Below are 13,911 nucleotides of genomic sequence, written 5' to 3' on the forward strand. Positions count from 1 at the left end.
GGAATATCTATTTTATAGAGGGAGTTTCAAATATAAATGAATAAACAGTTCAAGACAGGACCGATAATGGCTGCTCTTTTAGTAGCAGGATTTGTCGGACTTTTTAGTGAAACCGCATTGAATATTGCTTTAGGAGACTTAAGTTTAATATTTGATGTTAAACCTACAACCATTCAATGGTTAGCCACGGGTTACTTTTTAACTTTAGGTATTTTAGTACCTGTAACGGGAATTCTGATGCAAAAATTTACAACACGTCAAATGTTCCTTACTTCTATTTCTTTATCCATTATCGGAACTATTTTAGCTGCAGTTTCACCGACTTTTAGCCTTTTGCTAGTTGGACGTATTATTCAAGCAGCAGGATTAGCGATCAATTTGCCATTAACGCAAAATGTCATCTTTACTATTTTCCCTCCTAACAAACGTGGTGCTGCAATGGGAGTAATGGGACTAGTTATGTTAGCAGGACCAGCATTAGGTCCAACGATTGCTGGACTAATTTTAGATACACTATCATGGGAATGGATCTTTTGGGTAACCATTCCGTTCTTACTACTCTCTGCTATCATCGGCTTAGTGTTCTTGCCTAATGTTAACGAAATTCGAAAAGTTTCTATAGACATTTTATCTGTTATTCTTTCAACGCTTGGCTTTGGGGGCATTGTATACGGAGTAAGTGTTGCCGGAGAACATGGCTGGACGAGTACAATCGTTATAACATCCATTATTGTTGGTGTGATTGCATTAATTCTGTTCTCTCTTCGTCAAACGAAAATGGAGAATCCAATGCTGAATTTGAAGGCCTTTAAATATCCTTTATTCGTCTTGGGAGTTGTAATGAGCTTTATCACATTCTTTAATATGCTATCATTGCTTGTTGTTTTACCTATGTACATGCAAATGGCATTATTAATGCTTGCCTTTACTACTGGCCTGGTATTACTACCAGGAAGCTTGTTGAATTGTATTTTAGCACCTACCATCGGACGGATGTTTGATAAGTTTGGTCCAAAAGCTGTAATAACTCCAGGTACTATCTTTGTTGTTATTGGGTATATCCTTTATGCTTCATTTGGTACCGACACAGCTACATGGTTATTAGTTGTTACACATATTATCATGATGCTTGGTATCGGTATGGTACTTGCTTCTACGCAAACAAATACACTAAATTCATTGCCTAGAGAATACTATCCAGATGGAATAGCATTAACTCAAACAGTTCAACAAGTAGCTGGGGCAATGGGTATTGCCATCATGGTTTCAGTGTTGTCTGCAAAACAAAGTAGCTATTTAACAACGGTTAATGATAATTTAGCAGAGGCAACTGCTTCTGGCTCATCATTCGTATTTACCCTAGGTTTAATATTGGCAATCGTAAATCTTGTGCTATCTCTATTTATGAAAAAGCCAGGAGAAGTAAGACTTAAAGAATAATACAAGCCCTCTCTACAAATAAAAAGCTCCGAAGATTTACGTAAAGTAAATATCGGAGCTTTCTTTTTGGTTACAAGCAACTTTGGAATGCAAGTAGAAGCCTAGCCAAAAGATTAAGTTAATGCTTGGCATGGCTCACAGCCTGATGCAATAAGTTCATCACGTGATCATCATCGCTTGAATAGTACATGGTAGTTCCTTCACGGCGAAACTTTACTAAGCGCAAGTTCTTTAAAAAGCGAAGCTGATGAGAAACCGTTGTTTGCCCTAAATTTAATGATTCAGCTATTTCATTGACAGAGTGCTCTTCACAGCATAAATAATTTAATATTCGTATACGAGTAGGATCACTTAGTGCTTTGAACGTCTGGGATACAACGAAAAGTGTTTCTTCATCTAAATCATGCTGTAACTTTTCCTCCACTTTGAACCCTCCTTATTTTAGTGATGGTGGTGATGATGTGCTCCTGTGTCTTCAGCCTTCGTTGTACATAAAATGGATGATTCGTGCTTATGTGATTCTGTTTCAAGTTGAATAGTCACATGCTGTATACTTTGATGAGCTAAATCGTGTTCTACTTTTTGCAGTAGTTTTTCACCCTCACCAATAGTCATTTCCTTATCTACAACTACATGACAGGAAAGTGCATTCAAGCCACTAGTTATAGACCATATGTGTAAATCATGTACACTATGGATTTCAGGGTTTTGTTCGATTGTTTGTACAATGTTATTTATGTCTACATTTTGTGGGGTACCTTCCATTAGAACATGAAGAGATGCCTTTGTTACAAAGTATCCACTTCTTAATACAAGCGCAGCGACAATCACACTAGCCAATGGATCTGCCCAGCCCCAGCCAAAGAACATAATGAGTAATGCAGCAATGATTGCTCCGACTGAGCCTAGCATATCGCTAATAACATGCAAGTAAGCTCCTCGCATATTCAGGTTGTCTTCTGTGTCACTACCTCGCATCATGAACCAAGCTACAAAAATGTTAACCGCTAACCCAATAAAACTAATGATTAGCATTCCAGTTGTAGCAACCTCTGGTGGATTAGCAAATCGCATAAATGCCTCATAAAAGATAAAGAATGCAATCCCCATAAGCGTTAGGCCATTGAGCACAGCCGCTAATATTTCAAAGCGCTTATATCCATATGTTTTGTTATTATTTGCAGCTTTTTCTCCAAGGCTAAGGGCCAATAATGCAATGGCCAAAGATACAGCATCGCTTAACATATGGCCAGCATCTGAAAGAAGCGCCAAACTATTGGTCAAATAGCCCCCTATTGCCTCTACAATCATATAGGTAAAAATGATAAAAAAAGAAACGAGCAATACTTTTTTATTGGCACCGTGTGTGTGATTATGATGATCCGACATAATAACTCCCTGCCCCCCCATTTAAAGTAAACCTAAAACTTATATATGATTATATATTCATATATACATAATATATCCTCTTTATTATTTTGTAAACGGGATTGATTCACTAAAGGCATATTAAATTTTATGTATGAAAAAAAGCCCACACTAGTAAGTATCGGCTCCTGGTTTAGCTGCTTATAATATTTACTACTTATGGAACAGGGAATTCCTCTACTTTAAGTTGTTATCCCCTTATTTTTGTTTGTAGCAAGTAAGATAATTGCTACACCAATCGCTAAAATTCCTATTAAAAGAGTACTATAAAAAAACATGGTTAGACCTATCGTTGGGGAACCCGATACTAAACTACAAAGAACTAAGAATACAATTCCAATACCAGTTAGAAAATAAGAAAATAGCTTTGTTTTACGTCTAAATAATATGTAGCCGATCAGTATAATTAAATACGTTCCACTTAATAGCATAGCTAGAGGATAGGCAGGTACGAATTTAGCAGCATATATAAAATAATCTATTGTCAAAATGTCATTCGTTTGGTTTACTGACCCATTAAACCAATTTGAAAAAACAGCTGTATGCTTCCACTCCCATATATCTTGCGTTAATGTACTTCCCTCATACCAAGACGCAATTGTAGAAAATACTAATACTCCCAAAGCTATGCCAGCTTGTATAAAAAGTTTCAAATACTTCTCACCTCCTATTATAGATACATTACCATTTTTTATCTTTATGTGACCAGTTTTACCCGTCTAATCTACTGTTTATTTCTTCTTTTTAGTTATGTTACTCCGATATAAATCGCTAAAACTAAATTTATCATAAACAAAGCCAATCCAATCTAGATATATCATGAATCAATAGAAAGAGGGTCATTCAGCTATGGAATTAGCTGAATGACCCTCTTATATTTCATTTCTTTTAATACGTCTAATTAACTCCTCAAGCCAATGCGAGGTATGATCGGTCTTATCTGAAAAATATTCTCCAAGATAATTGACTAAATGCTCTTTCTCCTCTGTTAACTGTACTTGGTTTTCTAAGTTTTTTATGTTATCCCATCGTTCCTTGAGAAGCATTATTTTCTTTTCAAGTATCTCAATTACTTTTTCGCGATCAACATATTCTATATTTGCTAGAGCGATGACCATCCCGCTAATTGTATCTGTATTCTCAAATATATGATAAATTTTTTGTGGTAAAGCAGCTTTACCTTTCTCAGTAATCGCAAATACTTGTTTATCGGGTCGGTGCTCTTCCTTAATAATTTCTACCGGTTCAATCAGTCCTTGTTTTACCAAAGATTCAAAATGATAATATAGCTTACTTTCTGTCACTCCCCCTAATTGATCTAAGGGAATTGGCTCTGAAAGCTCTTTTTTTAACTTATATGGATAGTTATTATCCTGCATTAATTTGCCCAATATATATATTTGAATTGCCATTATAGTACAGCCCCTTTGGCAAGAATTATATTCATTGTAGCAAAATCATGCAGTAATTTCAGTATTATTCACAACTTCCTTTGTTTCGCTTATTGAAGCTCTTTCCATTGGAACGGGTTTATGGACGAAGGCTGCAAGCAGCATATTTATTAGCATTGCTCCTAAACCGACCGCAACCATGCCCCATACATAAGGTGCTGGGCTAATACCTCCATACATATTAGCAAAGTATGCTTGTACAGAATAATACATTGGGGAAATATAACTTACCCACTCGTACGGTCCATACATCATGTCTCTTGTAATGGTTGCTCCATTTGCAATGGTCTGTACTAGTAGGACTGGTATGTTCAGAATCATACCGCCCTCCCCCACAAGGAATATAAACATTGCCGTAAAGTTAAATGCTACCATATAGTTTAAAACTTGCTGACCAAAAAGACCTAAAAATAAATCTCCACTTGGTTCATTTACTAGATAGGTAATCCCCATTGCTGCAAGAGCCGCAAGCACGGCAATCATTAATGCAGTCAATTGCACGTAAACGAATAAACGAGTTTTGCTCGCTTTTCCAAGGCTCTCCTTGAAGGAAGCTACTAATTGCATTGCTGCAATCATTGCCCCTACATAACCTGCCATTGTTAAGAACATCGGAAGCATGTTGTTATGCATACCATCCGGGATATCATTGATCGTTACTACGTTTCCAACATAAGATGTTTCAATCGTTTCTGCCATTGCAGCAGCTTGGTCTTCAGGAACATTAAAGTTCATTAACACTCCCTGTGCGGTCTGCTGAGAAAACTGAGCGCTTAACTGATTGTTTATCTCCGTGACAATAGACGTCATGGAGGAAGAAACAACTGTTGCACCCGCTTCGTTAACAGTGAAGTCAATACTGGATGATACTTTTCCGTTTTGCATGTTTGCCGAGAAATTTTCAGGAATGTGAATTACTAGAGTTACTTCATTTTCCTCTAGCTGTTCTAACGCATTCTTATTGGACAAATCTGTTTTAATCTCTTCAAATGGTAAACTTTCTTTTAACTGGTCGGCAATCACCGAGCCATATTCACCGGCATCCTCATTGACTAGGGCTATTGGAAGTTGATCGATATTACCTGGGATCGCTGTATACCCTGGAAGAAAAATCCCCAGCATAGCAACTGCATAAAATATCCCCATAAAAATGGAAGCAATAGCTCCCTTTGTTTTCAAAAATTGTGTAAACTTCATTTACCTTTTTCCTTCTTTCATTATCTAATCACTTTAAATAAACTACTTTAATTTGAGTACTTTAAATAAATCACTTTGTAAGTATAATCTTTTAAAAGTAAATTGGCAAAAGAAAAAGGGTTCTTTTCGTATTTCATACGCTAAATATGTCCAAACTAAGAGTTAATTTTGTTTGAACAAATTCTCTAAGTGTTTTTAAGTGTTCCTACTTACTATGGTCGAGCTAAATATGGACTTATAAAAAAGAGCTTAGCAGTGAACATATGTTCATGCTAAGCTCTTTCGTTTCCACAAACAAACCTCTAAATTTGAGTTACTTAAAGCTTGGAATTGTGATCTATTTTCAATTGATGCACCACGGACAGAGAGCGATGTGAGTGACAAAATAAATAGTCCACGTTGGGAAGCTATCTATTTCTTCATCTTAATGGAGTTTAGAATTTTTAAAAACTAACCAATTATTTCTTGACGTGCCTTAAAACTAAACGTATAATTCTAAATCGTAACCATTACTATTTATAAAAGGAGTGTTATTTATGAAGATATCGTTAGGAAATGGGTTAAGCTTTTTAGCTATCAGCACCTTATTAGTTGGATGTCAGGCTACTGATCTCTCCGAAGAAAAGAACCTTGAGAACGAGACGTCCCAGGAAGCAACAGACAAGCGTGTTGAAAAAAGTGAACATGGGCATAATCACTCTCATGTCGAAAAAAAAGATAAGATTTACGCCGGTTATTTTAAAGATAGTCAAGTACAGCATCGTGCTCTTTCGGATTGGGATGGTGACTGGCAATCCGTCTATCCATACCTCGAGGATGGCTCACTTGATGAAGTATTTGCACATAAGGCAGAGCATGAAGGCAAGAAGTCTGCTGAAGACTATAAGGAATACTACCGAGTTGGATATCAAACAGATGTTGATCGTATTGTGATTAAGGAGGACACGATCACCTTTTACAGGGGGGAAAAAGAGGTGAAAGGCCAGTATATATATGATGGCTATGAGATTTTGACCTATGAGGCAGGAAATAAAGGAGTAAGATACATATTTAAGCTTAAGGAAGAAACACAAGGTCTTCCACAATACGTTCAGTTCAGTGATCATATTATATCTCCGAAGGAGTCTGACCACTATCACCTCTATTGGGGGAACGACCGACAGACTTTACTTCAGGAAGTAAATAACTGGCCAACCTTCTTCCCATCAGGAATGAGCGGGCATGATATAAGCCATGACATGATATCGCATTAACCTACAATCATCTACATCTTCACTATTTGTTGTTACATTATTAACCGCTATTTAAGAAAATTTTCTCAAACGTTGAAAGAGAGAATTAGTCCCCTTATCACGTTAAGTTTAAGTGGCAACGAATTATATCAATTTATTATTCTTATAAGAATTCCATTAAAAGTCTAAGTCTAGAAGGCACTTTTCCATATATTATAAATAGGTTTACTCTGTAAGGAGGTGAGTACATGCCACTTTTTTCACCAGTACCAAGAAGATCCTTTCCTCCAGGTTATAGACAAGGGTTTGGCCCTCCTTATCAAGGGCAACAGTTCGGTCCTCCTTACCAAGGGCAACCTTTTGGGCCTCCTTACCAAGGACAACCATTTGGGCAACCATTTGGACCACCTAATCAGGGGCAACAGTTTGGTCCCCCTAATCAGGGACAACCATTTGGGCAACCTTTTGATAATAGATGGAACCAGCCTTCTTCCAATAATACTTCCCCAGGCTTTTTAGGAAGACTGCCCAATCATATCAACACACTTGCGGGTCACGCCACTACCTTACAAAATGGTTATAACATGATGAGACAATTAGGATCTGCTATAGGCTTGTTTAGGTAGTTAAAAGCCGATGTTCCTCACTATTTAAGGACATCGGCTTTTTGTAATTATTGTCTTGTATTTGATTGTCATCTAAAAAAAACAACTAACTCAATTAAGAGAAAGTCGATTTTTTTAGAAGAAAGTTAAAAATGGGATATATTTTTTTAAAACATTATTAGTAGCTTTCTACCTAATAAATGAATGATGCTCCCACAATAATAAGTAGGATAAATAACACTACAAGCAGTACGAAACCTGATCCGCTATTGCCGTAACCCGATCCTCCGCCTTGATTTTCATATCCAGACATTTACTATTCCCCCTCTCCTCCTGATACTTATAGATTATGTAAGAAAAAAATTATGGATAAGGTAATTTATTACATAATCAATAAATAATTATTGGAGAAAAGAGAGAATCTGGGTAAAAGAGGTTTGTGTAGGACTTGCACCCATTAACCTGTTATTATAGTTGTTTTTTATTGAAAATAGCTATGGAACTTAAAAGTATTATGAAAATACTTGCAACGGTTAGCCAAATAACCATTGAAAAATCTTCTGTTCCCATAGCACCGGTTAATATTTCTACATTACTCGTTGCTAGTCGGATCGGGTTGTATGCTTCTGTTTTCTCAAACATATTTAGTAGTAATAATGCTACAAATACAATTCCTGAAAAAAGCATCGGCATATATGTTGATGTTGCTAAGACATTTCCAAACAAAAATACAGCAATCATTAAAATGCCAAATAACCATAGACAAAAAGCAGCAAAGTAGTAATGCGAAACAGTACTCATATCCCAATAATAAGATGTATATGCGAATGTCGTCCAAAAAGCAAGGGCATAGCTTAGTGTCCATATAAGTGATATAGCTGTGGCTTTCGACCAGATAACTGTTTTTCTTGAAAGTCCTTTTGTTAACATAAGGATAAGGGTACCTTTTGATAACTCTGAGGATAATGTGGTGCTAAATAAAATAATGAACAAAATAATACCCATTTGTGAAATATTTTTATAAAACTGTATCCAAGAGTCGAGAGCAGTTGGCTCTGGAATATCCATTAATACTCCTGCTGGCATAAACTGTTCAAATAATACAGGCATTAATTTTGCAGTTAACGGGCTCATAATGCCAAGACCTAAAAAAATAGTGACTATAATCCACAATTTATAAGTACGATGTGATTCCATTAATTCTTTTTTTATAAATGCTTGAAATGATTTCATTTAACCACATCCATAAATATATTTTCTAATGATTGCTCCATTTTTTCTAACTTTTGCGGAAAAACTTGTGCTTCCTGGAATGCTTGCAAAACTAATTGCTCTGTAAAATGGGTATGTTTAAATTGCAGACTCATTTTTTCCTCTTTAAAATTACTATCATTCAACAAATCTTGAATGCTTGATAAGCCACAAAATCTGTTTTTATCATCCTCTGTTCCAAATTGAATATACAATTGATCAGATTGATATTGCCTTTTTATAGGTTGTAGATCTCCCTCCATCACAATTTTACCTTCATGTAACACAGCAATATCGTCACAAATACGTTCCACATCAGATAATACATGTGTTGAAAAAATAACCGTTGTTTTCTGCTTTACTTCATGTAAGATGTCTAGAATCTGTTTTCGACCAATTGGGTCCAATGCTGAGGTTGGTTCATCACAAATTAATAATTTAGGCTCATTTAAAAGTGCTTGCGCAATTCCTAGACGTTGCTTCATCCCTCTTGAATAAGTACCAATCCTACCAGATTCGTTAGCCAATCCAATAAGATCTAACAATTCCTCGCTTTTCTGCTTCGCATATGATTGCTTCAAACCAGTGATTTCACCACATAATAGAAGGTATTCTCTTGCAGTCATAAAGGGATAAAACATTGGAACATCAGGTAAAAACCCAATGTATTTATTGGTTTTCGTCTCACCGAAACGAACCAATTCTCCACAGATATTTAAACTACCTTCATCTGATTGTAGTAAACCTAATAACATTTTCATTGTAGTCGTTTTTCCTGAACCATTTCTGCCAAGAAAGCCAAAGACTCGATTCTCTTCAACTGTAAATGAAATATCATCAATTACCTTTTTTTCTCCGAATTGCTTCTTCAGTCCTTTCACTTCAACAATGGACATTTATTTATCACCCCGTCCAAATACGAAATAAATAACAGGACCAATAAATTGAAAGAAGAGTACTACGATAATCCACATCACCTGATTACCAAACCGATATGTCGGGTGTTTTATTACATGAACTACTGCAAAGATGGCCAATCCAAACTGAATAATAATCAGTGGTAATAAAAACGGTAAATATTCTATTAATGTTGACATGTTGCTCTCCATTTACTTTTTTCCTCCTAATGAGAATTTTAAATTTTCGACAAGCAATTTATATAAAGGATCCTCTTGAATAAAACCAAACACCGGTTGTGCGCATACGCTTTGCAGCATACTTTCTTTAATCACTTCATCATCCCGTACTGCATTAATACCTAAATCTAAATTTTCAAGCCATTCATCAATTAACGTAAAAAAATTATCTCCATGTAATGTAAATGGAAAAATGTTAGACGTGCAAACCCCTAAATATCTTTCCAACCAGTACAACGTTTTCTCTCGATTTCCTTGCATTGCGTATCCTTGGGCAGCTGCATAGTAAAACTGCAACACGATATTCGGATGCAATTCCTTTAATCCAAAAATAGAAGTAATCCCTTCCATGCGCAGAATGGTTTCTTCGAATTTCTCTTGATCGTCAATATTTAATAACATATATGAATGAGCAGTTCCTGCTAGACTTGATAAGCTTTGATACATATTCACTTGTAAGGTGCGTTTTGCTTGCTCTACATCACCCATCATTTGAAAGGCATTAGATAGTACAATTTCATCGCCAACAGCAGGGCGTAACGTATCCCCTAACAAAGACAGTACTTCTTCAGGTTTCTTTAATAATAAATAAATGACTGCTTGTAACGAATTTGCCTGTTTATTAAGCCAAACATCATCACTTTCTTGCTTAATCCTTACAAACAGTTGAGCTGTCTCTTCTAAAATAGCTTGTTGTTTTTCCTCCGTTGGTGCGAGCATATAATGATTCAAATAAAGAACACCCATTTGCAGTAAGAAGGGAAAGCATGCATAATACTTTTGAATTATACTTTGGCTTTCCTCGTATACTAAATCAAAATCCTGTTTACTAAATTTTGTAGCAAGCTCGTGATATTGTTTCTTTATCTCATCCTTCGTTAACTGCGGTGCATAACCAATCAGTTCGTCAATCGTTATATTATAAAATGATGCAAGCTTCGGCAAAAGTGTTATATCTGGATAAGTTTTACCCGTTTCCCATTTGGATATAGAGGCTTTGGAAACACCTATAAATTTTGCTAGGACATCTTGTGTAATTGCTTTTTCTTCTCTTTTTTTTATAAGTATTTGACTAATCATAAGTCTCATCATACTCATCTCCTTCATCCTTACCTTCATTGTACTAATCACACGAATAACCCTCAAACGGTTTACCGTTAACTTTAGTTAAAAAAATCAACCTACAAGCAACATTGAAATTGCAATTATATTTTGCAAAATCTCACTTCTTAATCAGACTATAGTTACAACAACATAAATTAAATACCTATACAGTGAATTAACGTATAATTTTCTCTTAAATAGTGGTTCCATATTATCTCGACAACTTTAGGATAAGGGTACCCAACTTTTTTAGAAACCTGTCCATTCACGACTGTAAACAACTTATTGAAATGTCTTAAAGATAATTTAGTAGTTAGTATTTATAATAAATAAGTAAAAGCCGATGTTCCAATTAATGGGACATCGACTTTTGTTTATTTCATTTCTTTACCATACACTTTACCTCATAGATAATTATAATAAAATAATTAATACGTATGGGCTGATAAAATAACGGATATTTAATTAATTGTATTATATTCATACTCTCTTATTTTTGATTTAATTATCTTAACAGAAAATGTTTTTACCATTACATCCTCGATATTAAAATGACACTGTTCGTTCATTCAAAAAAACTACTTAACTTAAATTTTAATGTTATTTTAACTATCCAATTTTTTAATCGTTATAGAAGCGTTTACGGTCTGTCCTGTGCCTCCTGCAGTTGTTAAGGTAACAGTTCCATCCGAACTATTTCTTAATGTTATTACATCGTCAGCCGCGAGGTTGGTTATTACATATCCATTATTTTGTACAACACCAGATCCGGAACCATAGCGTGTTCCTGGTATCGCAACACCATTTACAAACACTTCAAATTGGCTAGGTTCGTTGGTTGTCGTAGAGAAATTAAACTCGTAATCGCCTGGAGTCGTAACTGTAATCCCTGCTTCACCTGTATGGGTAATTCCATCTGTTAGTAATCCATTTGTATTAAAAGTTCTTTAATAGCTTGCATATTTTTTTTGTAATTATTTCTTCCAAATTTTAAAGAATTCCACGGGAAAAAATAGTAAGTCTGAATTATAATTTTTCATTAACGGGTGCTTTAGTAATAACAATATTAAAGTAAAATGAGCCAGGAGAAAATATCCTAGCTCATTTTTTTGTGTATTTTAAATCAACTTTTACCTTTAACTTAGCTTAACATGATAAAAAAACTGGCTAGAAAATCTAACCAGTTTTTTTACGTCACGACTGAGTTATTTAAGAACAACCACTTAAATACATATAAGCAAATTACTCAACTGTAACAGATTTAGCTAGATTTCTAGGTTTATCTACGTCACAGTCTCTGTGAAGTGCTGCATAGTAGCTGATTAGCTGCAGTGGGATAACCGCTACTAGTGGGGCGAATAATTCATGTACTTTTGGAAGTACATAACGATCGTCCTCTTCATCAAAGCCTTCCATTGCAATGATACAAGGGTTTGCTCCACGAGCAACTACCTCTTTTACGTTTCCACGCACATTTAAGCTGACAGCCTGCTGTGTTGCTAAGGCGATGACAGGCGTACCATCTTCAATAAGTGCGATTGTACCGTGCTTAAGTTCTCCTCCAGCAAAGCCTTCTGCTTGGATATAAGAAATTTCTTTAAGCTTTAGAGCGCCCTCTAAGCTAATATAATAGTCCACGTTTCTTCCGATGAAGAAAGCATTTCTAGTAGTAGAAAGGTATTCTGTTGCAATCTCTTCAAGTTCTTCTTTAGTATCTACGATTGCTTGAACCGCATTTGCAACAATTCCAAGCTCTTGTACGACATCAAAGTCTAGCTCTTTGCCTTGGGATTTTGCGAATACAGATGCCGTGACCATTAGCACTGCTACCTGAGCAACATAAGCTTTTGTCGAGGCTACAGCAATTTCAGGACCAGCATGCAATAATAACGTATGATCCGCTTCACGAGAAAGTGTGGATCCAGGTACGTTAGTTACAGTTAGTGTTGGATACCCTTTTTCTTTGATTTTCACTAATACTTGGCGACTATCTGCCGTTTCACCAGATTGTGTGATGAAGATGAATAAAGGCTTTTCCGATAGAAGTGGCATGTTATATCCAAATTCACTTGAGATATGAACCTCTACTGGGATACCAGCAATTTTCTCAAAATACTCTTTACCGATTAGACCAGCGTGGTAGCTAGTTCCTGCTGCAATGATATACAGACGATCCGCATCTTTTAGTGCATCTAAAATGGCAGAGTCGATAGTAAGCTCGCCTTGCTCGTTTTGATAGGCTTGGATAATTTTACGGAGAACAGTTGGCTGCTCATCGATTTCTTTTAACATATAGTGAGGATATGTTCCTTTTTCAATATCACTCATGTCTAGTTCTGCTTTGTAAGAAGCACGCTCTACCTTTGCTCCATCAAGTGTTTGGATCTCTACTGATTCCTTGCGTACGATTACGATTTCTTGGTCATGAAGCTCGACGTATTGCTCTGTTACTTGTAGCATTGCCATTGCATCAGATGCAACCACGTTAAATCCTTCTCCCACACCCACTAGTAATGGGGATTTGTTTTTCGCAACATAGATCGTGCTTTCATCTTCATTATCGATTAAAGCAATTGCATAAGAACCATGAATCAAATGCAACGTTTTTCTTAATGCATCAACAGTTGATAGACCATCTTTTGAGAAGCGTTCGATTAACTGTACAATTACCTCTGTATCTGTATCAGAAGCCATTTGAACATCAGCCAAATAAGCCTTTTTCAATAAATGATAGTTTTCGATTACGCCATTATGCACAAGCGTAAAACGTTTCGTTGTACTTTGATGAGGATGAGCGTTTTCTTGGTTTGGAACTCCGTGAGTCGCCCATCGAGTATGACCAATTCCTAGGTTAGCACTTACATCACCGTCTACAGCTTCGCGCAAATCTGCGATACGTCCCTTTTCCTTAAAAACCATTACTCCATCTTCATTTAAAACTGCAATCCCCGCTGAATCATAACCGCGGTACTCTAATTTTTCTAAGCCTTTTAATAAAATTTCTTTTGCATCATTTTCACCGATATATCCTACAATTCCACACATAATATATATTCCTCCGTTATCA

The 13,911-nt window shown here is 36.0% G+C and carries 14 protein-coding genes and 1 pseudogene; 3 read left to right on the plus strand and 12 right to left on the minus strand.

Features of this window, described 5'->3' with window-relative positions:
• The first annotated feature begins 36 nt into the window (after nucleotides 1-36).
• Complete coding sequence (locus NSQ95_RS18245) at nucleotides 37-1,440, plus strand: DHA2 family efflux MFS transporter permease subunit (RefSeq protein ID WP_251556977.1); 1,404 nt, start codon at nucleotides 37-39, stop codon at nucleotides 1,438-1,440.
• Nucleotides 1,441-1,558: 118 nt separating this feature from the next.
• Here the strand turns inward: NSQ95_RS18245 and NSQ95_RS18250 are convergent, their stop codons facing one another.
• The 5 genes from NSQ95_RS18250 to NSQ95_RS18270 all read right to left on the minus strand — a co-directional run bounded on the left by NSQ95_RS18250 (nucleotide 1,559) and on the right by NSQ95_RS18270 (nucleotide 5,516).
• Entirely contained in the window at nucleotides 1,559-1,864 is a 306-nt protein-coding gene (locus tag NSQ95_RS18250) for a metalloregulator ArsR/SmtB family transcription factor (protein ID WP_251556978.1), read from the minus strand.
• Between the two features lie 17 nt (nucleotides 1,865-1,881).
• A complete protein-coding gene (locus NSQ95_RS18255) occupies nucleotides 1,882-2,829 on the minus strand; it encodes a cation diffusion facilitator family transporter (RefSeq protein WP_340881452.1) in 948 nt (315 codons plus the stop codon).
• Nucleotides 2,830-3,050: 221 nt separating this feature from the next.
• Complete coding sequence (locus NSQ95_RS18260) at nucleotides 3,051-3,521, minus strand: YjdJ family protein (protein WP_340881450.1); 471 nt, start codon at nucleotides 3,519-3,521, stop codon at nucleotides 3,051-3,053.
• A gap of 219 nt (nucleotides 3,522-3,740) precedes the next feature.
• On the minus strand, nucleotides 3,741-4,280 hold the full coding sequence (locus tag NSQ95_RS18265; RefSeq protein WP_340881448.1) for a PadR family transcriptional regulator: 540 nt from the start codon (nucleotides 4,278-4,280) through the stop codon (nucleotides 3,741-3,743).
• A 45-nt stretch (nucleotides 4,281-4,325) separates the two neighbouring features.
• The gene (locus tag NSQ95_RS18270; protein WP_340881446.1) at nucleotides 4,326-5,516 is read right to left on the minus strand and encodes an ABC transporter permease; all 1,191 of its coding nucleotides are present in this window, start codon (nucleotides 5,514-5,516) and stop codon (nucleotides 4,326-4,328) included.
• 536 nt (nucleotides 5,517-6,052) lie between these two features.
• On the opposite strand from NSQ95_RS18270, the gene NSQ95_RS18275 reads away from it, so the two are divergent.
• Together NSQ95_RS18275 and NSQ95_RS18280 are read left to right on the plus strand one after the other, a co-directional pair.
• Nucleotides 6,053-6,769: a metal-binding protein ZinT gene (locus NSQ95_RS18275; RefSeq protein ID WP_251556987.1), complete on the plus strand. Its 717-nt coding sequence runs from the start codon at nucleotides 6,053-6,055 to the stop codon at nucleotides 6,767-6,769.
• A gap of 227 nt (nucleotides 6,770-6,996) precedes the next feature.
• Nucleotides 6,997-7,374 carry a hypothetical protein gene (locus NSQ95_RS18280; RefSeq protein WP_340881443.1) on the plus strand — a complete coding sequence of 126 codons (378 nt, stop codon included), beginning with the start codon at nucleotides 6,997-6,999 and terminating at the stop codon, nucleotides 7,372-7,374.
• 172 nt (nucleotides 7,375-7,546) lie between these two features.
• Here NSQ95_RS18280 and NSQ95_RS18285 read toward each other — a convergent pair whose 3' ends face one another.
• From NSQ95_RS18285 to glmS, 7 genes and pseudogenes are all read right to left on the minus strand, one after another.
• Nucleotides 7,547-7,666 carry a YjcZ family sporulation protein gene (locus NSQ95_RS18285; protein ID WP_169358338.1) on the minus strand — a complete coding sequence of 40 codons (120 nt, stop codon included), beginning with the start codon at nucleotides 7,664-7,666 and terminating at the stop codon, nucleotides 7,547-7,549.
• A gap of 155 nt (nucleotides 7,667-7,821) precedes the next feature.
• The gene (locus NSQ95_RS18290; protein WP_340881440.1) at nucleotides 7,822-8,586 is read right to left on the minus strand and encodes an ABC transporter permease subunit; all 765 of its coding nucleotides are present in this window, start codon (nucleotides 8,584-8,586) and stop codon (nucleotides 7,822-7,824) included.
• Nucleotides 8,583-9,500 (minus strand): ABC transporter ATP-binding protein, encoded by a 918-nt coding sequence (locus NSQ95_RS18295; RefSeq protein WP_342560037.1) that lies wholly within the window; start codon nucleotides 9,498-9,500, stop codon nucleotides 8,583-8,585. The genes NSQ95_RS18290 and NSQ95_RS18295 overlap by 4 nt, the downstream gene beginning before the upstream one ends.
• Nucleotides 9,501-9,713, minus strand: coding sequence for a PLDc N-terminal domain-containing protein (locus NSQ95_RS18300; protein ID WP_240949579.1), 213 nt, complete (start codon nucleotides 9,711-9,713; stop codon nucleotides 9,501-9,503).
• On the minus strand, nucleotides 9,714-10,832 hold the full coding sequence (locus tag NSQ95_RS18305) for a helix-turn-helix transcriptional regulator (RefSeq protein ID WP_342560038.1): 1,119 nt from the start codon (nucleotides 10,830-10,832) through the stop codon (nucleotides 9,714-9,716).
• A gap of 617 nt (nucleotides 10,833-11,449) precedes the next feature.
• Nucleotides 11,450-11,773 (minus strand): annotated as a pseudogene (locus NSQ95_RS18310) (collagen-like protein); the annotation flags it as partial.
• 313 nt (nucleotides 11,774-12,086) lie between these two features.
• Complete coding sequence (gene glmS / locus NSQ95_RS18315; protein WP_340881436.1) at nucleotides 12,087-13,889, minus strand: glutamine--fructose-6-phosphate transaminase (isomerizing); 1,803 nt, start codon at nucleotides 13,887-13,889, stop codon at nucleotides 12,087-12,089.
• Nucleotides 13,890-13,911: the final 22 nt, after the last annotated feature.

The organism is Psychrobacillus sp. FSL W7-1457, assembly GCF_038593405.1.
In the GTDB taxonomy this organism is placed as follows: Bacteria; Bacillota; Bacilli; order Bacillales_A; family Planococcaceae; genus Psychrobacillus.

Excerpts from the sequence above, each read along its gene's own strand:
- NSQ95_RS18245 (WP_251556977.1), top strand. The coding sequence starts at position 37 with ATGAATAAACAGTTCAAGACAGGACCGATAATGGCTGCTCTTTTAGTA.
- NSQ95_RS18255 (WP_340881452.1), bottom strand. The coding sequence starts at position 2,829 with ATGTCGGATCATCATAATCACACACACGGTGCCAATAAAAAAGTATTG.
- NSQ95_RS18265 (WP_340881448.1), bottom strand. The coding sequence starts at position 4,280 with ATGGCAATTCAAATATATATATTGGGCAAATTAATGCAGGATAATAAC.
- NSQ95_RS18270 (WP_340881446.1), bottom strand. The coding sequence starts at position 5,516 with ATGAAGTTTACACAATTTTTGAAAACAAAGGGAGCTATTGCTTCCATT.
- NSQ95_RS18275 (WP_251556987.1), top strand. The coding sequence starts at position 6,053 with ATGAAGATATCGTTAGGAAATGGGTTAAGCTTTTTAGCTATCAGCACC.
- NSQ95_RS18280 (WP_340881443.1), top strand. The coding sequence starts at position 6,997 with ATGCCACTTTTTTCACCAGTACCAAGAAGATCCTTTCCTCCAGGTTAT.
- NSQ95_RS18285 (WP_169358338.1), bottom strand. The coding sequence starts at position 7,666 with ATGTCTGGATATGAAAATCAAGGCGGAGGATCGGGTTACGGCAATAGC.
- NSQ95_RS18290 (WP_340881440.1), bottom strand. The coding sequence starts at position 8,586 with ATGAAATCATTTCAAGCATTTATAAAAAAAGAATTAATGGAATCACAT.
- NSQ95_RS18295 (WP_342560037.1), bottom strand. The coding sequence starts at position 9,500 with ATGTCCATTGTTGAAGTGAAAGGACTGAAGAAGCAATTCGGAGAAAAA.
- NSQ95_RS18300 (WP_240949579.1), bottom strand. The coding sequence starts at position 9,713 with ATGGAGAGCAACATGTCAACATTAATAGAATATTTACCGTTTTTATTA.
- NSQ95_RS18305 (WP_342560038.1), bottom strand. The coding sequence starts at position 10,832 with ATGATGAGACTTATGATTAGTCAAATACTTATAAAAAAAAGAGAAGAA.
- glmS (WP_340881436.1), bottom strand. The coding sequence starts at position 13,889 with ATGTGTGGAATTGTAGGATATATCGGTGAAAATGATGCAAAAGAAATT.